Source organism: Lysobacter sp. M15, assembly GCF_022662515.1.
Taxonomy (GTDB): Bacteria; Pseudomonadota; Gammaproteobacteria; order Xanthomonadales; family Xanthomonadaceae; genus JAKPBU01.
The window spans coordinates 49499-75853 of sequence record NZ_JAKPBV010000003.1; the positions used below are offsets into that span (position 1 = coordinate 49499).

General features: G+C 66.8%; 23 protein-coding genes and 2 tRNA genes. 24 read left to right on the top strand and 1 reads right to left on the bottom strand.

Annotation, left to right across the window (positions count from 1 at the left end):
* Positions 1–17 precede the first annotated feature (17 nt).
* The 24 genes from secG (at position 18) to pnp (ending at position 24868) form a co-directional block, all read left to right on the top strand.
* Entirely contained in the window at positions 18–500 is a 483-nt protein-coding gene (gene secG / locus MC380_RS02660; protein ID WP_242104234.1) for a preprotein translocase subunit SecG, read from the top strand.
* Positions 501–566: 66 nt separating this feature from the next.
* Positions 567–651: transfer RNA gene (locus tag MC380_RS02665), tRNA-Leu, on the top strand.
* A gap of 89 nt (positions 652–740) precedes the next feature.
* Positions 741–1097 carry an NADH-quinone oxidoreductase subunit A gene (locus MC380_RS02670; protein WP_242104233.1) on the top strand — a complete coding sequence of 119 codons (357 nt, stop codon included), beginning with the start codon at positions 741–743 and terminating at the stop codon, positions 1095–1097.
* On the top strand, positions 1088–1666 hold the full coding sequence (locus tag MC380_RS02675) for an NADH-quinone oxidoreductase subunit B (RefSeq protein WP_242104232.1): 579 nt from the start codon (positions 1088–1090) through the stop codon (positions 1664–1666). Before MC380_RS02670 ends, MC380_RS02675 begins: the two co-directional genes overlap by 10 nt.
* Positions 1659–2432 carry an NADH-quinone oxidoreductase subunit C gene (locus tag MC380_RS02680; RefSeq protein WP_242104231.1) on the top strand — a complete coding sequence of 258 codons (774 nt, stop codon included), beginning with the start codon at positions 1659–1661 and terminating at the stop codon, positions 2430–2432. The genes MC380_RS02675 and MC380_RS02680 overlap by 8 nt, the downstream gene beginning before the upstream one ends.
* Complete coding sequence (locus tag MC380_RS02685; RefSeq protein WP_242162899.1) at positions 2429–3748, top strand: NADH-quinone oxidoreductase subunit D; 1320 nt, start codon at positions 2429–2431, stop codon at positions 3746–3748. The genes MC380_RS02680 and MC380_RS02685 overlap by 4 nt, the downstream gene beginning before the upstream one ends.
* Before the next feature lie 13 nt (positions 3749–3761).
* Positions 3762–4289, top strand: a complete 528-nt coding sequence (nuoE, locus tag MC380_RS02690; protein ID WP_242162901.1) for an NADH-quinone oxidoreductase subunit NuoE — start codon at positions 3762–3764, stop codon at positions 4287–4289.
* Complete coding sequence (gene nuoF, locus MC380_RS02695; RefSeq protein WP_242162903.1) at positions 4289–5653, top strand: NADH-quinone oxidoreductase subunit NuoF; 1365 nt, start codon at positions 4289–4291, stop codon at positions 5651–5653. The genes nuoE and nuoF overlap by 1 nt, the downstream gene beginning before the upstream one ends.
* Positions 5650–7893 carry an NADH-quinone oxidoreductase subunit NuoG gene (nuoG, locus tag MC380_RS02700; RefSeq protein WP_242162905.1) on the top strand — a complete coding sequence of 748 codons (2244 nt, stop codon included), beginning with the start codon at positions 5650–5652 and terminating at the stop codon, positions 7891–7893. Before nuoF ends, nuoG begins: the two co-directional genes overlap by 4 nt.
* Positions 7890–8966, top strand: a complete 1077-nt coding sequence (gene nuoH, locus MC380_RS02705) for an NADH-quinone oxidoreductase subunit NuoH (protein WP_242104226.1) — start codon at positions 7890–7892, stop codon at positions 8964–8966. The genes nuoG and nuoH overlap by 4 nt, the downstream gene beginning before the upstream one ends.
* On the top strand, positions 8966–9454 hold the full coding sequence (gene nuoI, locus MC380_RS02710; protein WP_242104225.1) for an NADH-quinone oxidoreductase subunit NuoI: 489 nt from the start codon (positions 8966–8968) through the stop codon (positions 9452–9454). The genes nuoH and nuoI overlap by 1 nt, the downstream gene beginning before the upstream one ends.
* A 13-nt stretch (positions 9455–9467) precedes the next feature.
* Positions 9468–10109, top strand: coding sequence for an NADH-quinone oxidoreductase subunit J (locus MC380_RS02715; protein WP_242104224.1), 642 nt, complete (start codon positions 9468–9470; stop codon positions 10107–10109).
* Positions 10109–10432, top strand: a complete 324-nt coding sequence (gene nuoK, locus MC380_RS02720) for an NADH-quinone oxidoreductase subunit NuoK (protein WP_242104284.1) — start codon at positions 10109–10111, stop codon at positions 10430–10432. The genes MC380_RS02715 and nuoK overlap by 1 nt, the downstream gene beginning before the upstream one ends.
* 4 nt (positions 10433–10436) lie before the next feature.
* Positions 10437–12560, top strand: coding sequence for an NADH-quinone oxidoreductase subunit L (nuoL, locus tag MC380_RS02725; protein WP_242162907.1), 2124 nt, complete (start codon positions 10437–10439; stop codon positions 12558–12560).
* 19 nt (positions 12561–12579) lie between these two features.
* Positions 12580–14100 carry an NADH-quinone oxidoreductase subunit M gene (locus MC380_RS02730; RefSeq protein WP_242104222.1) on the top strand — a complete coding sequence of 507 codons (1521 nt, stop codon included), beginning with the start codon at positions 12580–12582 and terminating at the stop codon, positions 14098–14100.
* Between the two features lies 1 nt (position 14101).
* Positions 14102–15562: an NADH-quinone oxidoreductase subunit NuoN gene (nuoN, locus tag MC380_RS02735; protein ID WP_242162908.1), complete on the top strand. Its 1461-nt coding sequence runs from the start codon at positions 14102–14104 to the stop codon at positions 15560–15562.
* A 146-nt stretch (positions 15563–15708) separates the two neighbouring features.
* Positions 15709–15785: transfer RNA gene (locus MC380_RS02740), tRNA-Met, on the top strand.
* Positions 15786–15959: 174 nt separating this feature from the next.
* Positions 15960–16493, top strand: coding sequence for a ribosome maturation factor RimP (gene rimP, locus MC380_RS02745; protein ID WP_242162910.1), 534 nt, complete (start codon positions 15960–15962; stop codon positions 16491–16493).
* Between the two features lie 63 nt (positions 16494–16556).
* Positions 16557–18068: a transcription termination factor NusA gene (gene nusA, locus MC380_RS02750; RefSeq protein WP_242162912.1), complete on the top strand. Its 1512-nt coding sequence runs from the start codon at positions 16557–16559 to the stop codon at positions 18066–18068.
* A gap of 115 nt (positions 18069–18183) precedes the next feature.
* The gene (gene infB, locus MC380_RS02755; protein WP_242104218.1) at positions 18184–20772 is read left to right on the top strand and encodes a translation initiation factor IF-2; all 2589 of its coding nucleotides are present in this window, start codon (positions 18184–18186) and stop codon (positions 20770–20772) included.
* On the top strand, positions 20772–21149 hold the full coding sequence (rbfA, locus tag MC380_RS02760) for a 30S ribosome-binding factor RbfA (protein WP_242162914.1): 378 nt from the start codon (positions 20772–20774) through the stop codon (positions 21147–21149). The genes infB and rbfA overlap by 1 nt, the downstream gene beginning before the upstream one ends.
* A 76-nt stretch (positions 21150–21225) precedes the next feature.
* Complete coding sequence (truB, locus tag MC380_RS02765; RefSeq protein WP_242162916.1) at positions 21226–22215, top strand: tRNA pseudouridine(55) synthase TruB; 990 nt, start codon at positions 21226–21228, stop codon at positions 22213–22215.
* Positions 22216–22371: 156 nt separating this feature from the next.
* Positions 22372–22632 carry a 30S ribosomal protein S15 gene (rpsO, locus tag MC380_RS02770; protein ID WP_242104215.1) on the top strand — a complete coding sequence of 87 codons (261 nt, stop codon included), beginning with the start codon at positions 22372–22374 and terminating at the stop codon, positions 22630–22632.
* Between the two features lie 127 nt (positions 22633–22759).
* Positions 22760–24868: a polyribonucleotide nucleotidyltransferase gene (gene pnp / locus MC380_RS02775; protein ID WP_242104214.1), complete on the top strand. Its 2109-nt coding sequence runs from the start codon at positions 22760–22762 to the stop codon at positions 24866–24868.
* Between the two features lie 142 nt (positions 24869–25010).
* Here the strand turns inward: pnp and MC380_RS02780 are convergent, their stop codons facing one another.
* A complete protein-coding gene (locus MC380_RS02780; protein ID WP_242162918.1) occupies positions 25011–26231 on the bottom strand; it encodes an alpha/beta hydrolase in 1221 nt (406 codons plus the stop codon).
* Between the last annotated feature and the right edge of the window lie 124 nt (positions 26232–26355).

Consider the following 26355-nt stretch of genomic DNA (forward strand, 5'->3'; position numbering starts at 1 on the left):
TTTCGGATTTCCCCAAGATGTTGATGACGATCCTCAACGTGGTCTACGTGCTGCTCGCCATCGGGATGATCGCGATGATCCTGATGCAGCGCGGTGCGGGCGCCCAGGCCGGGTCCGGCTTCGGCGGTGGCGCTTCGGCCACCGTATTCGGCGCGCGCGGCGCATCCAACTTCCTGTCCAAGAGCACCAAGTGGATGGCGATCGTGTTCTTCGGCATCAGCCTGTTCATGGCGTGGCAGGCGACCCGCAACGCCACCGCCAATGCACCGGCCGACCTGGGCGTGATGGCCCAGGCGCCGGCCACCGGCAGCACCCCTGCGGCACCCGCGGGCGGGGCGAACGTGCCCGCGGCGCCGCCTGCCCAGTCGCAGCCGGCGACCGGATCGACCGTGCCGGCGGCGCCTGCGCAAACGCAGCCCGCGCAAACGCAGCCCGCGCAAGCGGCGCCCGAGAGCGCACAGCCATCGCAGCCGGCTCCGCAGGAACCGCCGCAGAATTGATTGGCGGCGGCTGATAACGCTTACAATATCGCGCTTGCGCGTCGCGGCGCGCAGTTGCAACAGTTTGCCCAGGTGGCGGAATTGGTAGACGCACTACCTTGAGGTGGTAGCGGCTTCGGTCGTGGGGGTTCGAGTCCCCCCTTGGGCACCAGATACAAACGGGGCGGATGTCCGGCATCCGCCCAGGTTCCATCCCCCAGAGCAACGGCCGCATCGCGGCAAGTAGCCGAGAGAACACGAGTGCTGGCCGAATACCTGCCGACCCTGCTGTTCCTGATCGTCGCCACCGGCATCGGCATCTCGCTGATCGTCATCGGCAACGTCCTCGGGCCCAAGCGACCCACCGCCGAGAAGCTCTCGCCCTACGAATGCGGATTCGCCGCCTTCGAGAGCGCGCGCATCCAGTTCGACGTGCGCTACTACCTGATCGCGATCCTGTTCATCGTCTTCGACCTGGAAATCGCCTTCATCTTCCCGTGGGCGCTGGTGTTCCGCGAGCTGGGCGTGTTCGGGCTGGTGGAAATGGGCGTGTTCCTGGCGCTGCTGGTGATCGGCTTCGTCTATGTCTGGAAAAAGGGAGCGCTGGAATGGGAGTGAGCCAGACCGTCGCGCGCCTGATGAACAACCCGTTGCCCGAAGGCCGGGTCGACGACATCCTGCGTCCGCAGGGCGAGAACCCGCTGCTTGAACGCGGCTTCGTCACCACCAGTTCCGACATCCTGCTCAACTGGGCGCGCACCGGCTCGATGTGGCCGATGACCTTCGGCCTGGCGTGTTGCGCGGTGGAAATGATGCACGCGGGCGCTTCGCGCCTGGACCTGGACCGTTACGGCGTGGTGTTCCGCCCGTCGCCCCGCCAGTCGGACGTGATGATCGTGGCCGGCACCCTGGTCAACAAGATGGCCCCGGCGCTGCGCAAGGTCTACGACCAGATGCCCGACCCGAAGTGGGTGATCTCGATGGGCTCGTGCGCCAATGGCGGCGGCTACTACCACTATTCCTACGCGGTGGTGCGCGGCTGCGACCGCATCGTGCCGGTCGACATCTACGTCCCGGGCTGCCCGCCGACCGCCGAGGCGCTGGTCTACGGCATCCTGCAGCTGCAGAAGAAGATCCGCCGCGCCACCAATTTCGGCGAGCACAAGACGGGGCTGCGCGATGGTTGAGCCGGTTGCCGTATTCGTCGAACGCCTGCGCGCGCGTTTCGCCGATGCACAGATCGAAGTGGCCGAACCGCGCGGCGAGGTGGGCATCGTGTTCGACGCCGCCGCCTACCATGCCGGTTGCCGTCTGCTGCGCGACGAATTCGGCTTCGAACAGCTGATCGACGTCGCCGCGGTCGATTACCTCGGCTACGGCAGCGACGAGTGGGACACCGACGTGTCCTCGGAAGGCTTCAGCCGCGGGGTCGAGGGCAGGGGTCCTGGCCGGTTCAAGTTCGGCGAGACTCCGAGCCGCCAGGTGCCGGAGCCGCAGGGCGAAGCCGGCATTCCCATGCCGCAGCGCCGCTTCGCCGCCGTGCTGCAGTTGCTGTCGGTCGCGAACAACCGTCGCCTGCGCGTGCGCTGCTTCGCGCCCAACGACGATCTTCCGGTCGTGCCTTCGGTCACCGACCTGTGGCCGGTCGCCAACTGGTTCGAGCGCGAGGCGTTCGACGTGATGGGCATCGTGTTCCAGGGCCATCCGGATCTGCGCCGCATCCTCACCGACTACGGTTTCGTCGGCCATCCGTTCCGCAAGGACTTCCCGCTGATCGGCAATGTCGAAGTGCGCTACGACCCGGAAAAGAAGCGTGTGGTCTACGAACCGGTCACCTCGGTCGAGCCGCGCGTGCTGGTGCCGCGGGTGATCCGCGACGATGCACGCTATGCCACCGCCGCAGGCGAGCAGGGCGACGCCAAGGTCCGCAGCACGCTGGGGCCAGCCGCATGACCGCACCTTCGCTCCAGGCGCCGCAGGCGTCCGCAGCCTTCGCCAGCGACGCCGCCGAGGCCAAGCAGGAAATACGCAACTACACGCTCAACTTCGGCCCGCAGCACCCGGCCGCGCACGGCGTGCTGCGCCTTATCCTGGAAATGGACGGCGAAGTCGTGCAGCGCGCCGACCCGCATATCGGCCTGTTGCACCGGGGCACCGAGAAGCTGGCCGAGTCCAAGCCGTTCAACCAGTCGATCGGCTACATGGACCGGCTCGATTACGTCTCGATGATGTGCAACGAGCATGCCTACGTGCGTGCCATCGAGCGGCTGATGGGGATCGAGGCGCCTGAGCGGGCGCAGTGGATCCGCACCATGTTCGACGAGGTCACGCGGATCCTGAACCACCTGATGTGGGTGGGTTCCAACGCGCTCGATCTCGGCGCGATGGCGGTGTTCCTGTACGCGTTCCGCGAGCGCGAGGAGCTGATGGACTGCTACGAGGCGGTCAGCGGCGCGCGCATGCATGCCACCTATTACCGTCCGGGCGGCGTCTACCGCGACCTGCCGGACCGGATGCCGCAATACCGCGAATCGCCGTGGCGCAAAGGCGCCAAGCTCAAGCGCTTCAACAGCTGGCGCGAAGGCTCGCTGCTCGATTACCTGGAGCATTTCTGCCAGGACTTCCCCAAGCGCATCGACGAATACGAAACCCTGCTCACCGACAACCGGATCTGGAAGCAGCGCACCGTCGGCATCGGCGTGATCCCGCCGGACAAGGCGCTGGCCTGGGGCATGACCGGGCCGATGCTGCGCGGCTCCGGCGTCGCCTGGGACCTGCGCAAGAAGCAGCCGTACGCGAAGTACGCCGAGGTGGATTTCGACATCCCGGTGGGCGTGGAAGGTGACTGCTACGACCGTTACCTGGTGCGCATCGCCGAGATGCGCCAGTCGGTGCGGATCATCGAGCAGTGCGTGCGCTGGCTGCAGGCCAATCCGGGTCCGGTCATGCTGGACAACTACAAGGTGTCGCCACCGTCGCGCGAGTCGATGAAGGACGACATGGAAGCGCTGATCCACCACTTCAAGCTGTTCACCGAGGGCTACTGCGTGCCTGCCGGAGAGACCTACAGCGCGGTCGAGGCGCCCAAGGGCGAGTTCGGCTGCTACCTGGTTTCCGACGGCGCCAACAAGCCGTTCCGGGTGCATCTGCGCGCGCCTGGATTCGCCCACCTGTCGTCGATGGACGAGGTGGTGAAGGGCCATATGCTGGCCGACGTCGTGGCGATGATCGGCACCTACGACATCGTATTCGGGGAAATCGACCGATGAGGGCGGGTGACCGATGAGGGCGACCGGCAATTTCGAGAACGCGCGCAACGTCGATCCGATGGTGGTGCTGTCGGAGCAGACCCGCGCGCATATCGACCACTGGCTGGCCAAGTTCCCGCCGGACCGCAAGCGCTCGGCGGTGCTGCAGGGGTTGCACGCGGCACAGGAACAGAACGGCGGCTGGCTGACCGATGAACTCATCGCCGGCGTGGCCAAGTACCTGGGCCTGCCGCCGGTATGGGCCTACGAAGTGGCGACCTTCTATTCGATGTTCGAGACCGAAAAGGTCGGCCGCCACAACGTGGCCTTCTGCACCAACATCAGCTGCTGGCTCAATGGCGCCGAGGACCTGGTCGCGCACGCGGAGAAGAAGCTGGGCTGCAGGCTCGGCGAATCGACCGCGGATGGGCGCGTCTACCTCAAACGCGAGGAGGAGTGCGTCGCAGCGTGCTGCGGCGCGCCGGTGGTGGTGATCAATGGCCATTACCACGAGAAGCTGGATGCGGCGAAGGTGGACGAATTGCTGGACGGGCTGAAGTAATGGGCGGGCATTCGCACTATTCCGAAGACCATGGTCCCGTCGGTCCGGCACCGAAGGAGCACCAGGTCGTCTACACCACGCTGCATTTCGACAAGCCGTGGTCGTACGAGAATTACCTCAAGACCGGCGGGTACAGCGCGCTGCGCAGGATCCTGGAAGAGAAGATCGAACCCGCGGCGGTGGTCGACATGGTCAAGCAGTCCGGCCTGCGCGGACGCGGCGGCGCGGGCTTTCCCACCGGCCTGAAATGGAGCTTCATGCCCAAGGGCGCGGGCCAGAAGTACATCCTGTGCAACTCGGACGAGTCCGAGCCCGGCACCGCCAAGGACCGCGACATCCTGCGCTACAACCCGCACGCGGTGATCGAGGGCATGGCGATCGCGTGCTACGCCACCGGCTCGACCGTGGCTTACAACTACCTGCGCGGCGAGTTCCACCACGAGCCGTTCGAGCATCTCGAGGAAGCCACCGCCGAGGCCTACGCCAACGGATGGCTGGGCAGGAACATCCTCGGCAGCGGCGTGGACATCGACATCTTCAACGCGCTCGGCGCGGGCGCCTACATCTGCGGCGAAGAAACCGCGCTGATGGAGTCGCTCGAGGGCAAGAAAGGCCAGCCGCGCTACAAGCCGCCGTTCCCGGCCAATTTCGGCCTGTACGGCAAGCCCACCACCATCAACAACACCGAGACCTACGCCTCGGTGCCGGCGATCGTGCGCAACGGCGCCGAATGGTTCCTCAACCTGGGCAAGCCCAACAACGGCGGGCCGAAGATCTTTTCGGTATCCGGCCATGTCAGCAAACCGGGCAACTATGAAGTCCGTCTCGGCACGCCGTTCGCCGAACTGCTGGAGATGGCCGGCGGCGTGCGCAGCGGCCATCGCCTCAAGGGCGTGATCCCGGGCGGCTCGTCGATGCCGGTGCTTCCGGCCGAGGTCATGATGGCCTGCACGATGGATTACGACTCGATCCAAAAAGCCGGTTCCGGACTCGGTTCGGGCGCGGTCATCGTGATGGACGAGACCACCTGCATGGTGCGCGCCTGCCAGCGCATCGCGCGCTTCTACTACGCAGAGTCCTGCGGCCAATGCACGCCCTGTCGCGAAGGCACCGGCTGGATGTACCGCATGCTCACGCGGATCGTCGACAAGCAGGCAACACTCGACGACCTGCAGATGCTGCGCGCCGCCGCGGGCCAGATCGAGGGCCACACGATCTGCGCCTTTGGCGAAGCCGCCGCCTGGCCGGTGCAGGGTTTCCTGCGCCACTACTGGGACGAGTTCGAATACGCGATCGTCAACGGCCGGTTCCTGGTTGATGACCAGAAGGCCGGTAGCGTCGTGCCCAAGGCGGTCGCGGCATGAGCACGCCTCCGTCGCCGGTCAATCCGAACCTGCCGCCCGATCAGGTGACCGTCTTCATCGACGGCGTCGAACTGGCCGCGCCCAAGGGCTCGATGATCATCCATGCCGCCGACAAGGCCGGCATCCCTATCCCGCGCTTCTGCTACCACGACAAACTGGCGATTGCCGCCAACTGCCGCATGTGCCTGGTCGAAGTGGAAAAGATGCCCAAGCCGGCACCGGCCTGCGCCACGCCGGTGATGGACGGGATGAAGGTCGCCACACGCAGCGACAAGGCGCTCAAGTCGCAGCGCAACGTGATGGAGTTCCTGCTCATCAACCATCCGCTCGACTGCCCGATCTGCGACCAGGGTGGCGAGTGCGAGCTGCAGGACCTGTCGCTGGGCTACGGGCGTTCGGTGTCGCGCTTCTCGGAACGCAAGCGCGTCGTGGCGGACGAGGACATGGGGCCGCTGGTCGCCACCGACATGACCCGCTGCATCCAGTGCACGCGCTGCGTGCGCTTCACCGCGGAAATCGCCGGTACTTACGAGCTGGGCGGCATGCAGCGCGGCGAGAACCTGCAGATCGGCACCTACGACGGCAAGCCGCTCACGACCGAGCTGTCGGGCAACGTGATCGACGTATGTCCGGTCGGCGCGCTGACCAACAAGGTGTTCCGTTTCAGGGCCCGCCCCTGGGAACTGATTGCGAAGGAATCGGTCGGCTACCACGACGCGCTCGGCAGCAACCTGTTCCTGCATAGCCGTCGGGGTGAAGTGCTGCGCGCGGTCCCGCGCGACAACGAGGCGGTCAACGAGTGCTGGCTGTCGGACCGCGACCGCTACTCGCACCAGGGCCTGTATGCCGAGGATCGCGCAGTGAAGCCGCTGATCCGCGCAGGTGAGGACTTCCGCGAGGCCTCGTGGGAAGAAGCGCTGGCGAAGGCCGCGCAGATCCTGCGCGACAACGCCGCGGACGATCTCGGCATCCTGGCGCACCCGGCTACCTCGAACGAGGAAGGGGCGCTGCTGGCGCGCCTGGCAGAGGTCCTGGGTACCGGCAATCTCGACCATCGCATCGCCCAGCAGGACCTGTCCGACGGCGCGATCGCGGAAGCTTTTGCAACGCCTTCGGCCGAGATCGAGCAGGCCGATGCGATCGTGATCGTCGGTTCGCAGCTGCGCCATGAACTGCCGTTGCTGCACCAGCGCGTGCGCAAGGCCTTCCGCCGCGGCGCGAAGGTGCATGTCGTCAACCCGGTTGACTTCGATTTCGCCTTCGACCTCGCCAGCAAGCGGATCGTGCCGCCTTCGCAGCTGGCCGATGCGCTGGACCAGGTCGACCTGGGCGGCGCGAACGCGCCGGTGGTGATCGTAGGCGCGGTGGCCGAGAGCGGTCCGCATGCGTCCGCGATCCGCGCCGCAGCCACGGCCTTCGCGAAGGCCGCCAACGCCACGCTGTGCCGCATTCCACAGGGCGCGAACGCGCTCGGACTCGCGCGCGCCGGCGTGCTGCCCGCGTCGCGCGATGCGCAGGCCATGCTGCGCGAGCCGCGTGCGGCCTATGTCATCTACGGCATCGAGCCAGGGCTGGATTTCGCCGACCAGGCCACGGCGCTGAAATCGCTCAAGTCCGCGCAGGTCGTGGCCTTCAGCCACTTCGCCTGCAAGTCCACGCGCAGCGTGGCCGACGTGATCCTGCCGATCGGCGCGCTGCCGGAGATCGAGGCGAGCCTGACCAATCTGGACGGTCGCGAGCAGCGTACCGTTGCCGCCGGCAAGCTGCCGGGCGAGGCGCGTGCCGGTTGGCGCGTGCTGCGCGCACTGGGCGCAGAGCTTGAGGTGCCCGGTTTCGAATTCACCGACATCGAAGGGCTGCGTGCGGCGGTTGCCTCCGCGAAGCCGCGCGTGCCCGCGTCGGTCGCGTCCGCCAGCGCGAACCGCGGCAACGGCGCGGAGCATGGGCTGGAAGTGGCCGTCTCGCAGGCGATCTACCGCAGCGACGGCGTCACCCGTCGCGCGTCCGCGCTGCAGGCGCACCCGCTCACCGTCGGACCGCGCGCAGTCGTGCATCCGGACGAAGCCAAGCGGCTTGGCCTTGCCGACGGCGCCATGGCGAAGTTCAGCAACGATGCCGGCACCGCGACCCTGCAGGTGGCTGTCGACGATCGGGTCGCGCCGGGTTGCGTCTGGATCGAATCCGGCTATGGCGCGACCGCGCCGCTGGCCAGCGCCCGCGTCGAGGTGCGCCCGGCATGAACACCGCGACCCTGCTCGGGACCCTGACCGATCCGCTGCGCGACTGGCTGCTATCGCTTGGCGCATTCGGCCTGGTGGTCTGGATCGTGCTCAAGATCCTGGTGATCGCTGTGCCGGTGATCCTGGCCGTGGCCTTCTACGTGGTCTGGGAGCGCAAGCTGATCGGCTGGATGCACGTGCGCCACGGGCCGATGTACGTGGGCATGGGCATCCTTCAGGCCTTCGCCGACGTGTTCAAGCTCCTGTTCAAGGAAGTCATCCAGCCCAGCAGCGCGCAGAAGGTGCTGTACGTGCTGGCGCCGCTGATCACGCTGGCACCGGCGTTCGCGGCCTGGGCGGTGGTGCCGTTCGATGCGCAGCTGGTGCTGTCCAACGCCAATGCGGGTCTGCTGTATCTGCTGGCGATGACCTCTCTGGGCGTATACGGGATCATCCTCGCCGGCTGGGCGTCGAACTCGAAGTACGCCTTCCTCGGCGCGATGCGCGCCGCGGCCCAGGTGGTCAGCTACGAGATCGCGATGGGCTTCGCCATGGTCGGCGTGCTGATCGCTGCCGGCAGCCTCAACCTCACCGAGATCGTGATGGCGCAGGCCGGCAACGGCGGGTTCCTCGAATGGTTCTGGCTGCCGCTGCTGCCGCTGTTCGTGGTGTATTTCATCTCCGGCGTGGCCGAGACCAACCGCGCGCCGTTCGACGTGGTGGAAGGCGAGTCCGAGATCGTCGCCGGGCACATGGTCGAATATTCGGGTTCGCAGTTCGCGCTGTTCTTCCTGGCCGAATACGCGAACATGATCCTGATCAGCTTCCTCACCTCGCTGTTCTTCCTCGGCGGCTGGCTGAGCCCGTTCCACGGCTGGGACATCCCGGTGCTGTCGATCGACGGCTGGTGGTGGCTGTTCGCCAAGGTGTTCTTCTTCGCCAGCTGCTTCATCTGGTTCCGCGCTTCGTTCCCGCGCTACCGCTACGACCAGATCATGCGGCTGGGCTGGAAGGTGTTCATTCCGATCACCTTGGGGTGGATCTGCGTCACGGCGCTGATGGCGTACTACGGCGTGTTCGAGGCGGGGGCGTGATGGGCAAGCTATCGTCCTGGTTCAAGGGTCTGCTGCTCATGGAGCTGCTCCAGGGGCTGGGGCTGACCCTGAAATACCTGTTCCGTCCGAAGTACACGCTGATGTACCCGATGGAGAAGACCCCGCAGTCGCCGCGTTTCCGCGGCCTGCACGCGCTGCGCCGCTATCCCAACGGCGAGGAGCGCTGCATCGCCTGCAAGCTGTGCGAGGCGGTGTGTCCGGCGCTGGCGATCACGATCGATTCCGAACAGCGCGCAGACGGCACCCGCCGCACCACGCGCTACGACATCGACCTGTTCAAGTGCATCTATTGCGGCTTCTGCGAGGAGTCGTGTCCGGTGGATTCGATCGTCGAGACCCACATCCTCGAGTACCACTTCGAGAACCGCGGCGAGAACATCGTCACCAAGCCGCAGCTGCTGGCGATCGGCGACCGGCTCGAAGCCGAGATCGCGGAGCGCCGCGCGGCCGACTCGGCCTTCCGCTAAAGGACCCGCAGACGTGGATTTCGCCTTGCTCACCTTCTTCGCCTTCGCCCTGGCCGCGGTCCTGTCCGCGGGCGCGGTGATCAGCGTCAAGAATCCGGTGCATGCCGCGCTGTTCCTGGTACTGACCTTCTTTTCGGTCGCCTGCGGCTGGATCCTGGCCGGTGCCGAGTTCCTGGGCATCGCGCTGGTGCTGGTGTACGTGGGCGCGGTGATGGTGCTGTTCCTGTTCGTGGTGATGATGCTCGATATCGACACCACGCCGATGCGCGAAGGCTTCGTGCGCTACCTGCCGGTGGGCCTGCTGGTGGCGGTGGCGATGCTGGTGGAGATCCTGCTGCTGATCGGCGTGCGCGCGAAGATGGGCACGCCGTTCGGCACCGACGGAGCGGTGACGGCCGGCCTGCCCAATACCCACTGGCTGGCGCGCTCGCTGTTCACCGATTTCCTGCTGCCCTTCGAGGTGGCCGCGGTGATCCTGACCGTGGCGGTGATCGCCGCGGTGATGCTGACCCTGCGTCGCCGGCCGGGCGCCAAGCACCAGAATCCGCTGGAACAGGGCCGGGTCAAGGCAGCCGACCGCATGCGCCTGGTGCGGATGCAGGCCGAACGACCGGTCGCACCGGCGGCGCCGGGCGAAAGCGAGGAGGCGAAATGATGGAACTCCTGGGCAATGGCCTGTCCCTGGGCCACTACCTCGCGCTCGGCGCGGCGCTGTTCTGCATCAGCGTGGCCGGCATCTTCCTCAACCGCAAGAACGTGATCGTGCTGTTGATGTGCATCGAACTGCTGCTGCTGGCGGTGAACATCAACTTTGTCGCGTTCTCGCGCGAGCTTGGGGATCCCGCCGGCCAGGTGTTCGTGTTCTTCATCCTGACCGTGGCCGCTGCCGAGGCCGCCATCGGCCTGGCGATCCTGGTCACCCTGTTCCGCAACCGGCACACGATCGACGTGGCCGACATCGACACTCTCAAAGGCTGAGCCGATGCCGGGCAACGAACTGATGATCTCCAAGGCGATGCTCCTGGCGGTGGTGCTGGCACCGCTGCTCGGCGCCGTTATTGCCGGCCTGTTCGGCCGCCAGGTCGGCCGCGTGGGCGCGCACAGCATTACCATCCTCGGCGTGGCGGTGAGCTGCGCGCTGTCGACATACGTGCTGTGGCAGCTGGTGGGGCAGGGTGCTGCGCCGTTCAACCAGAACGTGTACACCTTCTTCCAGGTAGGCGGCTACGAGGCCCATGTCGGCTTCATGATCGACCGCCTCACCGCGATGATGATGGTGGTCGTGACCTTCGTCTCGCTGCTGGTGCACGTCTACACGATCGGTTACATGGCCGACGACGACGGCTACCAGCGCTTCTTCGGCTACATCTCGCTGTTCACCTTCAGCATGCTGATGCTGGTGATGAGCAACAACTTCCTGCAGCTGTTCTTCGGCTGGGAAGCGGTGGGCCTGGTGTCCTATCTGCTGATCGGCTTCTGGTTCAAACGCCCGAGCGCGATCTTCGCCAACCTCAAGGCCTTCCTGGTCAACCGGGTGGGCGACTTCGGCTTCCTGCTCGGCATCGCGGGGGTGCTGTACTGGTTCGGCACGCTCGACTACGCCACCGTGTTCGCCAACGCGCCGCTGCTCAACGGCCAGGAAGTGCAGGTGTTCGCCGGCCACGCCTGGTCGGTGGCCACGCTGATCTGCATCTGCCTGTTCATCGGGGCCATGGGCAAGTCGGCGCAGGTGCCGCTGCACGTGTGGCTGCCCGACTCGATGGAAGGCCCCACGCCGATTTCGGCCCTGATCCACGCCGCGACCATGGTCACCGCAGGCATCTTCATGGTGGCGCGGATGTCGCCGCTGTTCGAGCTGAGCCAGACCGCGCTCAACTTCGTGCTGTTCATCGGCGCCACCACGGCGTTCTTCACCGGCCTGATCGGCATCGTCCAGAACGACATCAAGCGGGTGGTGGCGTATTCCACCCTGTCGCAGCTGGGCTACATGACCGTGGCCCTGGGCGTGTCGGCGTACTCGGCCGCCGTGTATCACCTGATGACCCACGCCTTCTTCAAGGCGCTGCTGTTCCTGGCGGCGGGCAGCGTGATCATCGGCATGCACCACGAGCAGGACATGCGCCGGATGGGCGGCCTGCGCAAGGTCATGCCGATCACCTTCTGGACCAGCGTCATCGGCACCCTGGCCCTGGTCGGCACACCGTTCTTCAGCGGCTTCTACTCGAAGGACACCATCATCGAGGCGGCCAAGCTCAACGCGCACGAGTCCCACAACTGGGTCGCCAGCTATGGCTACTGGGCGGTGCTGCTGGGCGCGTTCGTGACCTCGTTCTACAGCTTCCGCCTGCTCTACCTGACTTTCTTCGGCGCACCGCGCTGGCACGACAAGGCGCCGGCTGGCTACGTCGCGCCGGAAGCCGACTCGAGCGCGCACGAGGAACAGCTGGCACACGCGCACGAGGATGCGCATGGTCACGGCCATGACGATCATGCGCACGAGCCGCACGAGTCGCCGTGGGTGGTGACGCTGCCGTTGATCTTGCTGGCGATCCCGTCGGTGCTGATCGGCTTCTTCAGCGTCGGCCCGATGCTGTTCGGCACCGATGTGATGGGCCATCACAAGCAGCTGCCGTACTTCTTGGGATCGATTGACCTGGCGGCGGCGCGCGACACCATCGCCAAGGTGGCCGAGGAAGCCTGGCACGGGCCGGTGGCGTTCGCGCTGCATGGCTTCGTCGCCCCGGCGTTCTGGCTGGTGCTTGCCGGCTTCGCCCTGGCCACCGTCATGTACTGGTGGAAGCCCGAGCTGCCGGCGAAGGCGGCGCGCATCTTCGCCCTGCCCAAGCGGATCCTCGAGAACAAGTACGGCTTCGATGACCTGTGGATCGGCGGCTTCGCCGGTGGCGGCGTCGCCTTGGGCAAGCTGTCGCGCGGCAACGACGAAAAGGTCATTGATGGCCTGTTCGTCAACGGCAGCGCCCGTCTGGTCGATCTGTTCTCCGGCGTGCTGCGCAAGACCCAGTCGGGTTACCTGTACCACTATGCCTTCGCCATGATCCTGGGCCTGATCGGCCTGCTCGGCGCGCTGGTGTGGTGGTGGAGCTGAGACCAAGGAATCCTGACGCGTGAGCCAACTTCCCCTTCTCAGTCTGCTCGTCTGGCTGCCGGTCCTCGGCGGCGCGCTGTGCCTGATGCTCGGCAACAGCCGGCCGCAGGCGGCGCGCTGGCTTGCGCTCGGCGTGGCGCTGTTGTGCCTGGTGTTGAGCGTGCCGCTGTTCACCGGCTTCGACTATGCCAACCCCGGCATGCAGTTCCTTGAACAGCACGCCTGGATTCCCGCGTACGACATCCGCTACCGGCTCGGCGCGGACGGCATCTCGGTCGCGCTGATCGGCTTGACCACGCTGGTGACCGTGCTGGTGCTGATCGGTGCGTGGGCCTCGGTCGACAAGCGCGTGAGCCAGTACGTGGCTGCGTTCCTGGTCCTGGAAGGACTGATGATCGGCGTGTTCACAGCGCTCGACGCGATGCTGTTCTACGTGTTCTTCGAGGGCATGCTGATCCCGATGTTCATCATCATCGGCGTCTGGGGCGGCCCGCGCCGGGTGTACGCATCGGTCAAGTTCTTCCTGTACACCTTCCTCGGCTCGGTGTTCATGCTGGTCGGGCTGATCTACCTGTACCTGAAGGGCGGCAGCTGGCAGCTGGCCGACATGGCCGCGCTGCCGCTGACCATGCGCGAGCAGATGTGGCTGTTCTTCGCCTTCCTGGTTGCGTTCGCGGTGAAGGTGCCGATGTTCCCGGTGCATACCTGGCTCCCCGACGCGCACGTCGAGGCGCCCACCGGGGGCTCGGTGGTGCTGGCGGCGATCATGCTGAAGATCGGCGGGTACGGCTTCCTGCGCTTCACCCTGCCCATCGTCCCGGATGCCGGCCACGAATGGGCCTGGCTGGTGATCGCGCTCAGCCTGATCGCGGTCATCTACATCGGCCTTGTGGCGATGGTCCAGGACGACATGAAGAAGCTGATCGCCTATTCGTCGATCTCGCACATGGGCTTCGTCACCCTGGGCACCTTCATCGCCTTCGCCCTTGTGCGCGATGCGGGAAATATCGATGCCGCGCGCCTGGGCCTGCAGGGCGCCATGGTGCAGATGATCAGCCACGGCTTCATCTCCGGCGCGATGTTCAGCTGCGTGGGCGTGCTCTACGACCGCATGCACAGCCGCATGATCCGCGACTACGGCGGCGTGGCCAACGTGATGCCGTGGTTCGCGATGTTCGCGGTGTTCTTCGGCATGGCCAACTCCGGCCTGCCGGGCACGTCGGGCTTCGTCGGTGAGTTCATGGTGATCCTGGCCAGCTTCCAGAAACATCCGCTGATCGCGTTCGCCGCGGCCTTCACCCTGATCCTGGGTGCGGCCTACACCCTGTGGATGATCAAGCGGGTGATCTACGGCGAAGTCGGCAATGCCCACGTCGCCGAACTGAAGGACCTGGACATGCGCGAATGGATCGTGCTCGGCACGTTCGCCGCCGGCACCCTGCTGATCGGCGTGTGGCCCAAACCGCTGACCGACCTGATGGAGCCGTCCATCGCGCAGCTGGCCCAGCAGCTCGCCGCCAGCAAACTGATGGGCCCGTGACATGACCGCCGCAACCCCCATGCTTGCCGCCACCGCGACCCTCGCCGACCTGCAGCCGATCCTGCCCGAACTGGTGCTGACCGGCGCCGCGTTCGCGCTGCTGCTGCTCGACCTGTTCCTGGACGACGATCGCCGCTTCGTCACCCATGGGCTGTCGATCGCTGCGCTGCTCGGGGTCATGGCGATGATCGGTTTCGGCGTGGGCGGGCAGGGCACCGTGCTCGGCGGCATGTTCGTGCGCGACACCATGGCCGACGTGCTCAAGATCGTGGTCTGCCTGGTCAGCGCGCTGTCGCTGGTCTATGCCTGGCCCTACCTGCGCGCGCGCAGCCTGTACAAGGGCGAGGTGCCGGTGCTGATCCTGTTCGCGGTGATCGGCATGCTGCTGCTGATCTCCGCCGGCAGCCTGGTGATGGTCTACCTGGGCCTGGAGATGCTGGCGCTGTGCTCCTACGCGCTGGTCGCGATCGACCGCGACAATCCGCGCGCCTCCGAAGCGGCGATGAAGTATTTCGTGCTGGGTTCGCTGGCCTCGGGCCTGCTGCTGTACGGCATGTCGCTGCTGTACGGCGCCACCGGCACCCTCGATCTGGCCCAGATCCACGGCGCGGCCGAAGCCACCCAACGCAACGCCATGCTGCTGACCGGGGTGGTGTTCCTGGTCGCGGGCATCGCGTTCAAGTTCGGCGCTGCGCCGTTCCACATGTGGCTGCCCGACACCTATCACGGTGCGCCGACCGCGATCACCCTGTTCATCGGCGCGGCGCCCAAGCTGGCTGCGTTCGCGATGGCCTACCGGCTGCTCGAAGCCGGCGTCGGCCCACTCGACGACACCTGGCGGCTGATGATTGCGGGGCTCGCCGCGATCTCGCTGGCGATCGGCAACCTGATCGCGCTGGCGCAGTCCAACCTCAAGCGGATGCTGGCCTATTCCACGATCTCGCACGTCGGCTTTCTGTTCCTGGGCCTGGCGGGCGGCGGCGCGCAGGGCTACGCCGCGGCGATGTTCTACGCCATCAGCTACGCGATCATGGCCGCTGCGTCGTTCGGTGCGATCGTGGCGCTGTCCAATCGCGGGTTCGAAGCCGACAACATCGACGACTTCAAGGGCCTCAACGCCCGCAGCCCCTGGATGGCGGGACTGGTGCTGTGCGTGATGGCCTCGCTGGCGGGCGTGCCTCCGTTCCTGGGCTTCTGGGCCAAGCTGGTGGTGCTGCGCGCTGCGCTGCAGGGCGATCTGATGTGGCTGGCGATCGTCGGCATCGTGTTTGCGGTGATCGGCGCGTTCTATTACCTGCGGGTGATCAAGGTGATGTATTTCGACGAGCCGGTCGGCGGACCGCTGGTGCTGCAGGACGACCGCCCGCTGCGCATAGCCTTCGGCGTGAACGCACTGGCGCTGCTGGCGCTGGGCATCTTCTGGAATCCGATCATGGCCTGGTGCCAGGCCGCGTTCGTCTGAGAACGGCACAGGCGCCTGGCCGCCTGCGAAGTACTGGACCTGGTGTCTGATTGCCCCTGCGAGTGATCAAGACCGCTCCCGCACCCCCTTCTGTTAATGAACGGGCTTGCAAAGCCCAGCCCCGGTCGCCATAATTCCGCTCCTGTTGCGGGGTGGAGCAGTCTGGCAGCTCGTCGGGCTCATAACCCGAAGGTCGCAGGTTCAAATCCTGCCCCCGCTACCAGCTTTTCGCGATCGACGGAAAGCCTCTACGGAGGCTTTTTTTGATGGCGAAGGGTCGGGCCCGTCGAAACGAGCGCAGCTCGCGTCGGCGCCGAAATCCAGCAGACCATGCTGGTAATTTAGGACAAGGGGCCCTGTGGGCCCCTTGTTGTTTTCAGGAGTACGCATCCTTTCGATGGACAAGGCACGCGACATCGCCGCCCTGCTAGCCCCGACCGTGCAAACGCTCGGCGTGGAGCTGTTGGGCGTGGAATACCTGCCCGCGCCGGGCGGGGCGACGTTGCGCCTGTACATCGACGTGCCGGTCGCGGAAGCCTCCACGCGCGCGGTCGGCATCGAGGATTGCGAGGCGGTCAGCCGCGAGGTGTCCGCGCAACTGGACGTGGAAGACCCGATCAGCGGCCATTACACCCTCGAGGTGTCCTCTCCGGGGATCGACCGTCCGCTGTTCGAAGCTGCGCAGTTCGCGCGCTTCGCCGGCGAACAGGCCAAGGTCGGCCTGAAGCTGCCGCAGGACGGGCGTCGCCGTCTGACCGGCCGCATCGTTTCGGTCGAGGGCGACAGCGTCACCTTCGACGTCGACGGCGCGGCGTTTACGGTCGCCATCGACAACATCGAAAAGGCCCGGCTGGTGCCCGACTGGGCTGCGCTCGGGCTGGTCAAGGAAAAACCCGGCAAGGGCAGGAAGGCCGCGAAGCCGGCGCATTGATTTCCAGAGAACCGAATTCCTACGAACCTGCGGCCCGGCCGCAAGAAGCAAAGTGATCCAACCATGAGCAAAGAACTACTCCTCGTCGTCGATGCGGTCGCCAACGAAAAGGGCGTGCCGGAATCGGTGATCCTCGAAGCCATCGAAGCGGCGCTGGCCACCGCGGCCAAGAAGCGCTACGCCGACCAGGACGTGCTCACGCGCGTGACCATCGATCCCAAGGACGGCAGCTACGAGACGTTCCGCCGCTGGGAAGTGGTGGCCGACGACGTGGTGATGGAATCGCCCGACCGCCAGATCCGGCTCATGGACGCGCTCGACGAGAGCGACGACGTTGAGGTCGGCGACTACATCGAGGAGCAGATCGATAACCCGGACTTCGGCCGCATCGCGGCGCAGGCCGCCAAGCAGGTGATCGTGCAGCGCGTGCGCGAGGCCGAGCGCGCGCAGGTGGTCGATGCATGGAAGGACCGGATCGGCGAGCTGGTCAACGGCATCGTCAAGCGGGTCGAACGCGGCAACGTCTACATCGACCTGGGCGGCAACGCCGAGGGCTTCATTCCCAAGGACAAGGGCATCCCGCGCGACGTGCTGCGCACCGGCGACCGCGTGCGTGGTTATCTGTTCGACGTGCGCAGCGAACCGCGCGGCCCGCAGCTGTTCGTCAGTCGCGCCGCGCCCGAGTTCATGATGGAACTGTTCAAGCTCGAAGTGCCGGAAGTCGGCCAGGGCCTGGTGTCGATCATGGGCTGCGCCCGCGATCCGGGCGACCGCGCCAAGATCGCGGTGCTGGCGCACGACAACCGCACCGATCCGATCGGCGCCTGCATCGGCATGCGCGGCTCGCGCGTGCAGGCGGTGAGCAACGAGCTCAACGGCGAGCGCGTCGACATCATCCTGTGGAGCGACAACCCGGCGCAGTTCGTCATCAATGCGATGGCGCCGGCCGAAGTGCAGTCGATCATCGTCGACGAGGAAAAGCATTCGATGGATCTTGCGGTGGCCGAGGAGCGGCTGGCGCAGGCGATCGGCAAGGGCGGGCAGAACGTGCGCCTGGCCAGCCGCCTGACCGGTTGGCAGCTCAACGTGATGACCGCCGACCAGGTCCAGGCCAAGTCCGAGGCCGAGCAGACCCGCTCGCGGGAGCTGTTCATCGAGAAGCTCGAGGTCGACGAGGAAATTGCCGGGATCCTGGTCGCCGAGGGCTTCAGTACGGTCGAGGAAATCGCCTACGTGCCGGTGGGCGAACTGCTGGCGGTCGAGGGTTTCGACGAGGACATCGTCGAAGAGCTGCGTTCGCGTGCCCGCGAGGCGCTGCTCAACGACGCCCTGGCGGTCGAGGAAGAACTCGACGAGAACGCGCCTACCGAGAGCCTGCTGTCGCTGGAAGGAATGGACGACGAAACTGCCTACGCCCTGGCATCCCACGGCGTGCGCACCTCCGAGGATCTGTCCGACCTCGGCGCCGATGAGGTAGCTGAATTCGGCATCGAAGGCCTGGACGAAGAGCGTGCCGCGACCCTGATCCTGGCCGCGCGCGCCGAAGAGATCGCCCGCCTGGAGCAGGAGGGGTGAGCCCATAGGGTGCGCCCTGGCGCACCGGCCGCAAACCACGGTGCGCCGAGGCGCACCCTATACAATCCACAGCTTCGGCCCGCGGCACCACGGCGGGCATAGAAACGGAAACCGAATGTCGCAGCAAACCACCATCCGCAAGCTTGCCGAACTGGTCAATACGCCGGTCGAGAAGCTGTTGGAGCAGCTGGCCACCGCCGGCATGCGCTTCGACGGCCCCGACCAGGTCGTGACCAGCGCGGAGAAGCTGAAACTGCTCGGCTTCCTCAAGCGTTCGCACGGCAAGGCCGAGGTCTCCGCCGAAGAAGCCGCCGCGCCGAAGAAGATCACGCTCAGCCGCAGTCGCAAGCAGGAGATCACCGTCGGTGGCGGCAAGAACCGCAGCACCGTCGACGTGGTCGTGCGCAAGAAGGTGACGCTGGTCAAGCCGTCCGAAGCGAGCGGCGCGCCCGCTGCGCAGAACGACGAGCACGCCGAGATCCTGCGCAAGCTGGAGGAATCGCGCCAGCGCAACCTCAGCGAACAGCAGCGCCTGGCCGAAGCCGACCGGCGCCGCGCCGAGGAAGTGGCCGAGCAGCGGCGCAAGGCCGAGGAAGAAGCTGCGCGCCTGCGCGCCGAAGCCGAGCTTGCCGCCGCGGCCGTAGCGGTGGTGGGCGAGGACGAGGCGCCGAAGAAGGCGCCGGCACATGGCCACGGCCACCACAAGCCGGCGGTGCCGCCGCGCGACGATCGTGCGCTCGGCCCCAAGCACAAGGGCAATCGTGGCTCGCACGCGATGGTCGCGGGCGTGGAGGACGACGAGAACGCCGCGCGTTTCGCCGGCCAGCTGCACCTGAGTGCCAGCGAGCGCGCGCGCCGCGGCGCCGCCCGCGGCAAGCCCAAGTCGCGCCGGGCGCCGGAGCAGTCGCGCAGCGGCACCGGCTTCACCCGTCCGACCGCACCGGTGGTGCGCGAGGTCTCGATCGGCGACGCGATCACCGTGGCCGACCTGGCGCAGAAGCTCGCCCTCAAGGGGGGCGACGTGGTCAAGGCGCTGTTCAAGATGGGCGTGATGGCCACCATCACCCAGACCATCGACCACGACACCGCCGTGCTGGTCACCGAGGAACTGGGCCACAAGGCGGTCGTGGCCGAAAGCAATGACGCCGAGTCCGAGCTGTTGGCCCAGGCCGAGCAGGTGCAGGGCGACAAGGCCCCGCGTCCGCCGGTGGTCACCATCATGGGCCACGTCGACCACGGCAAGACCTCGCTGCTCGACTACATCCGCCGCACCAAGGTCGCCTCCGGCGAGGCCGGCGGCATCACCCAGCACATCGGCGCGTATCACGTCGAAACCGACAAGGGCGTCATCAGCTTCCTCGACACCCCCGGCCACGCCGCGTTCACCTCGATGCGTGCGCGCGGCGCCAAGCTCACCGACATCGTGATCCTGGTGGTGGCGGCCGACGACGGCGTGATGCCGCAGACGATCGAAGCGGTGCAGCACGCCAAGGCGGCCAAGGTGCCGCTGATCGTGGCGATCAACAAGATCGACAAGTCCGACGCCGATCCGATGCGGGTCAAGAACGAGCTGCTCGGCCAGGACGTGGTCGCCGAGGACTTCGGCGGCGATACCCAGATGGTGGAGCTCTCGGCGAAAACCGGACAGGGCGTGGACGCGCTGCTCGATGCCATCACCCTGCAGGCTGAGGTGCTGGAGCTGCAGGCCGCGCCGGAGGGGCGCGCCAGCGGCGTGGTCATCGAATCCTCGCTTGACAAGGGTCGCGGCCCGGTTGCGACCGTGCTGGTGCAGCAGGGCCTGCTGGCCCGCGGTGACTACCTGGTCTGCGGCGTCCAGTACGGACGCGTGCGCGCCCTGTTCGACGAAAACGGCAAGCAGGTCGAAACCGCAGGGCCCTCGATCCCGGTCCAGGTGCTCGGCCTGTCGGGCGTGCCGGACGCGGGCGACGATTTCGTCGTCGTGGCCGACGAGCGCCTGGCCAAGGACGTGGCCCAGCAGCGCGAGACCAAGCGCCGCGAGACCCGCCTGGTGGCCGCAGCGGGCAACCGCATGGAAGACATCATGGCCCAGATGGGCCAGGGCGAAGCGCAGCAGCAGCTCAACCTGGTGATCAAGGCCGATGTGCAGGGTTCCGTCGAGGCGCTGCGCCAGGCGCTGACCGCGCTGTCGAACGAGCAGATCCGGATCAACGTGATCGTCTCGGGCGTGGGCGGCATCACCGAATCCGACGCCAACTCCGCGGCCGCCGCCAGAGCCACGATCATCGGTTTCAACGTGCGTGCGGATGCATCCGCGCGCCGGGTGATCGAAGGCAACGGCCTGGACCTGCGTTATTTCTCGATCATCTACGACGTGATCGACCAGGTGAAGCAGGTGGCATCCGGCCTGCTGGGCGTGGAAATCCGCGAGGAGATCATCGGCACCGCCGAGGTGCGCGACGTGTTCCGCAGCTCCAAGTTTGGCGCGGTCGCCGGCTGCATGGTGGTCGAGGGCGTGGTCAAGCGCCACAAGCCGATCCGCGTGCTGCGCGACAACACCGTCATCTTCGAGGGCGAGCTGGAATCGCTGCGCCGGTTCAAGGAGAACGTCGACGAGGTGCGCAACGGCACCGAATGCGGCATCGGCGTGAAAGCCTACGACGACGTCAAGCCCGGCGACCAGATCGAGTGCTTCGAGCGCATCGAAGTGCAGCGCACCCTCTGATGCCGCAGAAGTCCTTCCACCGCACCGACCGCGTGTCAGCCCAGCTCCGTCGCGAGCTGGGCACGCTGGTGCGCGAGGCGGTGGCCGAGCACGGCCTGCCGTCGGTCAGCGTGTCGGATGTCGAGGTCACGCGCGACATGGCGCACGCCAAGGTGTTCGTGACCGCGCTGCAGGAAGAGCGTTCGATCGAGGCGGTGAAAGGCTTGAAGGCGGTCGCTCCGGAGATTCGTTTCCGCCTGGCGCGCGCGGTGAAGATGCGGCACGTGCCGGAACTGCATTTCCACTACGACGATTCGGTCGATCGCGGCGAGCGCATCGACAACCTGCTGCGCGATCTCGGAACGGGCGACGAAAGCCCGAGCGACGAGACTGCGTAGGGCGGGCCATGGCCCGCCATGGCCCGACATCGCCTCTGGTGATGGCGGGCCTGGGCCCGCCCTACAATCGCCCTCGATGAGCAAGCCGCGCCGCAAGTTCCGCAAACTCGACGGCATCCTGCTGCTCGACAAGCCGCGTGGCCTGAGTTCCAACCAGGCGCTGCAGCGCGTGCGGCATCTGTTCAGCGCGGACAAGGCCGGGCATACCGGCAGCCTCGATCCGCTGGCGACCGGACTGCTGCCGGTGTGCTTCGGCGAGGCGACCAAGATCGCGGGCGGCCTGCTGGGTGCGCGCAAGGCCTACGACGCGGTGGCCCGCCTGGGCATAGTCACCGACACCGACGATGCCGAAGGCGCCGTGTTGCGCGAGCGCGACGTGCCAGTGCTGACCATCGACGCCATCGACGCTGCGCTGCAGCGGTTCGTCGGGCGCATCCGCCAGCGCCCGCCCGTGTACTCCGCGCTCAAGCGAGGTGGCGAACCGCTCTACGCCAAGGCGCGTCGCGGCGAGACGATCGAGGTGGAGGAGCGCGAGGTCGACGTGCACGCGTTCGAACTGCTGTCCGCGGCCGATCTGCTCGATGGCGGCGAGCCGCTGCTGCGCCTGCACGTGGAATGCGGCTCGGGTACCTATATCCGCAGCCTGGTGCGCGACCTGGGCGAGGTGTTCAGCTGCGGCGCGCATGTGGCCGAGCTGCGCCGGCTCTGGGTCGACCCGTTCCGCGACCCGCGGATGTGGACGATCGAGGCGCTCGAGCAGCTTGCCCGGCGCGGTGAGCATGCGCTCGACTCCTGCCTGCTTCCGCTCGAGAGCGGCATGACGGCCTGGCCGGAGGTCGCGGTCGGCCAGGCCCAGGCCCAACGGCTCGCGCATGGGCAGCCCGTCGCAGGCGGCTTTGCGCCGCAGGGGGAAGTGGCGATCTTCGGCCCCGAGGGGCGGGTGCTCGGGCTGGGCCAGGTGGACGCTGCAGGCGAGCTGCATCCGCGTCGCATGTTCGCCTGGGCGGTGGCCCAGCCCCCGCAGGCGGCGCCCGAGCGCCGGTCACGCGAGTCGGGTGCGCGCTAACGCCTTGTCCGCAAAGGGGTTCGCGGCTACAATGCGGCGCCGGTTTTTTCCAGCCGGCATTTTATTTTTTGTCCCTTCAGCACGCGGCGAACCAGGCGGTGCGCGGATCCCACCGTGTTCCTGCCGGTTTTCGCATCCACCTAGAGGTCATTAGGCATGTCCATCGACACCAGCAAGGTCATTGAAGAACACAAGCGCGGTACCGGCGACACCGGTTCGCCCGAAGTGCAGGTCGCCCTGCTCACCGCCCGCATCACCCAGCTCACCGAGCATTTCAAACAGCACAAGCAGGATCACCACAGCCGGCGCGGCCTGCTGAAGATGGTCAACCGCCGCCGCAGCCTGCTCGACTACCTGCACAAGAAGGATTACGAGCGCTACAAGAGTCTGATCGAAAAGCTCGGTCTGCGCCGCTGATCCACGTTTTCCGACTGCGGCGCAATGCGCCGCAGTCGTTTTTTCGGCCGCTGAATCCACCGGCCACCCGGGACGGGCAAGGGCCCCGACCGGTTCATCCGCAAGTGACATCCAAGGACATTCCCTCGTGGCAAAAGTGACCAAGAGCTTCCAGTACGGCAATCGCACCGTCACCCTCGAAACCGGCGAGATCGCCCGCCAGGCCGGCGGCGCGGTGCTGGTGTCGGTCGACGGCACCGTGGTGCTGTGCACGGCCGTTGCGGCCAAGACCCAGCGCGAGGGGCAGGATTTCTTCCCGCTCACCGTCGATTACCAGGAGAAGTTCTACGCCGGCGGCCGCATCCCGGGCGGCTTCTTCAAGCGCGAAGGCCGGGCGACCGAGAAGGAAACGCTGACCTCGCGCCTGATCGACCGGCCGCTGCGGCCGCTGTTCCCCGAGGAATTCAAGAACGAAGTCCAGGTCATCGCGACGGTCATGTCGCTGAACCCGGAAGTGGACGGCGACATCCTGGCGCTGCTCGGCTGCTCGGCCGCCGTCGCCCTGACCGGCGCTCCGTTCGATGGCCCGATCGGCGCGGCCAAGGTGGGCTACAAGGATGGCCAGTACCTGCTCAACCCCAGCGTTTCCGAACTGGCCGACTCCAAGCTCGAGCTGGTCGTCGCCGGCACCAGCGACGCGGTGCTGATGGTCGAATCCGAAGCCGATGAGCTGTCCGAGGACGTGATGCTCGGCGCGGTGATGTTCGGCCACAAGCACATGCAGGTGGCGATCAACGCGATCAACGACCTGGTCACCGAAGCCGGTGCCAAGACCTGGGACTGGAAGGCTCCGGCGAAGAACGAATCGCTCGTCAGCGCGATCAAGGAAGCCGTCGGCAACCAGCTCGTCGAAGCATTCCAGGTGCGCGACAAGCTGCAGCGCCGCGAAGCCATCGGCGCGATCAAGAAGGACGTGCTGGGCGCGTTGGCGCCGCGCGCGGAAGGCGAAGGCTGGAACCCGGGCGACCTGGGCAAGGAATTCGGCGAACTCGAGTACCAGACCATGCGCGGCTCGGTGCTGGGCACCAAGGTCCGCATCGACGGCCGCGCGCTCGACACCGTGCGTCCGATCGCGTCGAAGGTCAGCATCCTGCCGCGCGTGCATGGCTCGGCGCTGTTCACCCGCGGCGAGACCCAGGCGATCGTCGCGGTCACCCTTGGCACCGCTCGCGATGGACAGATCATCGATGCCGTGGGCGGCGAGTACAAGGAACACTTCCTGTTCCACTACAACTTCCCGCCGTATTCGGTCGGCGAGGCCGGGCGCATGATGGGTCCGAAGCGCCGCGAAATCGGCCACGGCCGCCTGGCCAAGCGCGGCGTGCTCGCGGTGATGCCGACGATGGAGTCGTTCCCCTACACCATCCGCGTAGTGTCCGAGATCACCGAGTCCAACGGCTCCTCGTCGATGGCGTCGGTCTGCGGTTCGTCGCTGGCGCTGATGGACGCGGGCGTACCGATCAAGGCGCCGGTCGCGGGCATCGCGATGGGCCTGGTCAAGGAAGGCGACGACTTCGTGGTCCTGTCCGACATCCTCGGTGACGAGGACCATCTTGGCGACATGGACTTCAAGGTGGCCGGTACCGCCGAGGGCATTTCCGCCCTGCAGATGGACATCAAGATCCAGGGCATCACCGAGGAGATCATGAAGGTCGCGTTGGCCCAGGCCAAGCAGGGCCGCCTGCACATCCTCGGCGAAATGGCCAACGCGCTGACCGCGCCGCGCGCCGACCTGAGCGAGTTCGCACCGCGCCTGATCACGATCAAGATCCACCCCGACAAGATCCGCGAAGTCATCGGCAAGGGCGGCTCGGTCATCCAGGCGATCACCAAGGAAACCGGCACCCAGATTGACATCCAGGACGACGGCACCATCGTCATCGCCTCGGTCAACGCCGCCGCCGGCCAGGCCGCGAAGGCGCGCATCGAGCAGATCACGTCCGACGTCGAGCCCGGCCGGATCTACGAGGGCAAGGTCGTCAAGCTGATGGACTTCGGTGCGTTCGTGACCATCTCCCCCGGCAAGGACGGCCTGGTGCACGTGTCGCAGATCTCCAACGAGCGCGTCGAGAAGGTCTCCGACAAGCTCAAGGAAGGCGACATGGTCAAGGTCAAGGTGCTGGAAGTCGACAAGCAGGGCCGCATCCGCCTGTCGATGAAGGCTGTCGAGGAAGGCGAGGGCGTTCCGGCCGAGTAAGCCGTTCGCTTCAGCGCATCATGTGACATGAAAAAGCGGGCCGGCTTCGGCCCGCTTTTTCTTTGCGCGTATGGTGGATTTTCCGATGCGCAGACTGCGTGCGCGGATCGATGCCGTCGCCCTCGAAGCCATTCGCAGCTGGCTACGTGCCGCGGCGATCGCGCCGTGCGCGGTCGTGTCTTGCCAGCGATGCCCTGATCCGCCGGTAGACGGCAGCGCTGCCCAGCAATTGCAGGTGGCCGCTGCCATGCTCGATCCACTTGCGCGATGCGGGGATGCGCAGGTCCAGGCGGCGGTCCGGGTGCTCGCCAAGCGCGCTGGCGACCGGCACCAGGCCATCGCCGCGCGGCCGCGCCGCCGCACGATCCGCATCGCCGGCCCGCTGGGTGCTGGCGGCGATCGCATGGCAGCGCACGCCTGCCGGCAACGCGAGCGGGGTCGATGCGTCGGATCCCGCCCGGGGCGATCGGCTGTCGTGCACGCGGCCGTAGCGCAGGTCCTGGATACCGGCACTGCGAATTCGGCCGATCAGCGCGAATGGAGCGCTGTAGGGGCTGATCGCGAGCAGGCGTTCGAACCGGTCGCCGGCGCGCTCGAGCGGGGCGCCGTGGTGCGGCGTGCCCACGAAGACCACGTCGCTCAGCGCGCGGCGCCATGCGTGACCGCGCGTTTCCGCGTGATGGCAGGCGCTGCGCGCGACCAGCCCACCCATGCTGTGGCCGAGCAGTACCACGCGCTCGACCGGTACCGGCCACGCGGCGACCGCGCGTTCCAGCAGTTCGGCGAAGTCGGCGCCGTTGCGCGAGACCTGGCGGCCGCTGTTGTAGTGCAGGTAGAGCGGCGTCATGCCCTGTTCGCGCGCCAGTGCGGCGCCGTGATCGTGGCCCTGGAAGCACCACTGGCGATCGTTCATGCACAGGCCGTGGACCAGGATCAGCAGGTCGCCGGTGGCATCGGGCACGGACGCGGCCAGTGCCTTGGGCGTGAGGCGCAGCGCGCGCCCGCCGCGACGCAGGCGCATGGGGATCGCGAGCGGATTGCCGCTGGCCTCGAGGTGATCGCCGAGCACGCCATTCATGGCCGCGAGCACCGCATCGCGCCTGGCATCGTCTTCGCGTGCGCGCAGCAGCGGCGCCATCAGCGACAGCGAAGTGTCGACCCCGACGCCAACCATCCGGGTCGTGTCGTGGATGCGGCGGTAGATCCATCCCGTAAGCCCGCGCGTGCGCCTGGGTGCCGGAGCGCCGAGCGCGGCGGGCAGATGGGTGATCGCCGCGTGCATCGATTCGACCAGGCCGACGGTGCCGGCGACGGCGTCGATCGTGAGGCGGTTGAGGCCGCGCAGGTCGTCTGCGCGGAGCATGCCGGTGGCCGTGCGGCCCATGGCGGTCCCGGTGGGGAATGTCGCCGCAGGTTACAGCACGCGTCCTCGTGTCGCCGTGGCGGGGATGAATACCTGCCGCGTGCGCAGGCGCCCGGACTTGCTA

What these genes read in the sequence shown, in the direction of transcription:
- secG (WP_242104234.1), top strand. Translation starts at nt 18, where the DNA reads ATGTTGATGACGATCCTCAACGTGGTCTACGTGCTGCTCGCCATCGGG.
- nuoK (WP_242104284.1), top strand. Translation starts at nt 10,109, where the DNA reads ATGGAACTCCTGGGCAATGGCCTGTCCCTGGGCCACTACCTCGCGCTC.
- MC380_RS02685 (WP_242162899.1), top strand. Translation starts at nt 2,429, where the DNA reads ATGACCGCACCTTCGCTCCAGGCGCCGCAGGCGTCCGCAGCCTTCGCC.
- rbfA (WP_242162914.1), top strand. Translation starts at nt 20,772, where the DNA reads ATGCCGCAGAAGTCCTTCCACCGCACCGACCGCGTGTCAGCCCAGCTC.
- nuoI (WP_242104225.1), top strand. Translation starts at nt 8,966, where the DNA reads ATGGGCAAGCTATCGTCCTGGTTCAAGGGTCTGCTGCTCATGGAGCTG.
- nuoE (WP_242162901.1), top strand. Translation starts at nt 3,762, where the DNA reads ATGAGGGCGACCGGCAATTTCGAGAACGCGCGCAACGTCGATCCGATG.
- truB (WP_242162916.1), top strand. Translation starts at nt 21,226, where the DNA reads ATGAGCAAGCCGCGCCGCAAGTTCCGCAAACTCGACGGCATCCTGCTG.
- nuoN (WP_242162908.1), top strand. Translation starts at nt 14,102, where the DNA reads ATGACCGCCGCAACCCCCATGCTTGCCGCCACCGCGACCCTCGCCGAC.
- MC380_RS02675 (WP_242104232.1), top strand. Translation starts at nt 1,088, where the DNA reads ATGGGAGTGAGCCAGACCGTCGCGCGCCTGATGAACAACCCGTTGCCC.
- MC380_RS02680 (WP_242104231.1), top strand. Translation starts at nt 1,659, where the DNA reads ATGGTTGAGCCGGTTGCCGTATTCGTCGAACGCCTGCGCGCGCGTTTC.
- MC380_RS02780 (WP_242162918.1), bottom strand. Translation starts at nt 26,231, where the DNA reads ATGCTCCGCGCAGACGACCTGCGCGGCCTCAACCGCCTCACGATCGAC.
- nusA (WP_242162912.1), top strand. Translation starts at nt 16,557, where the DNA reads ATGAGCAAAGAACTACTCCTCGTCGTCGATGCGGTCGCCAACGAAAAG.
- infB (WP_242104218.1), top strand. Translation starts at nt 18,184, where the DNA reads ATGTCGCAGCAAACCACCATCCGCAAGCTTGCCGAACTGGTCAATACG.
- nuoH (WP_242104226.1), top strand. Translation starts at nt 7,890, where the DNA reads ATGAACACCGCGACCCTGCTCGGGACCCTGACCGATCCGCTGCGCGAC.
- rimP (WP_242162910.1), top strand. Translation starts at nt 15,960, where the DNA reads ATGGACAAGGCACGCGACATCGCCGCCCTGCTAGCCCCGACCGTGCAA.
- nuoL (WP_242162907.1), top strand. Translation starts at nt 10,437, where the DNA reads ATGCCGGGCAACGAACTGATGATCTCCAAGGCGATGCTCCTGGCGGTG.
- nuoG (WP_242162905.1), top strand. Translation starts at nt 5,650, where the DNA reads ATGAGCACGCCTCCGTCGCCGGTCAATCCGAACCTGCCGCCCGATCAG.
- rpsO (WP_242104215.1), top strand. Translation starts at nt 22,372, where the DNA reads ATGTCCATCGACACCAGCAAGGTCATTGAAGAACACAAGCGCGGTACC.
- nuoF (WP_242162903.1), top strand. Translation starts at nt 4,289, where the DNA reads ATGGGCGGGCATTCGCACTATTCCGAAGACCATGGTCCCGTCGGTCCG.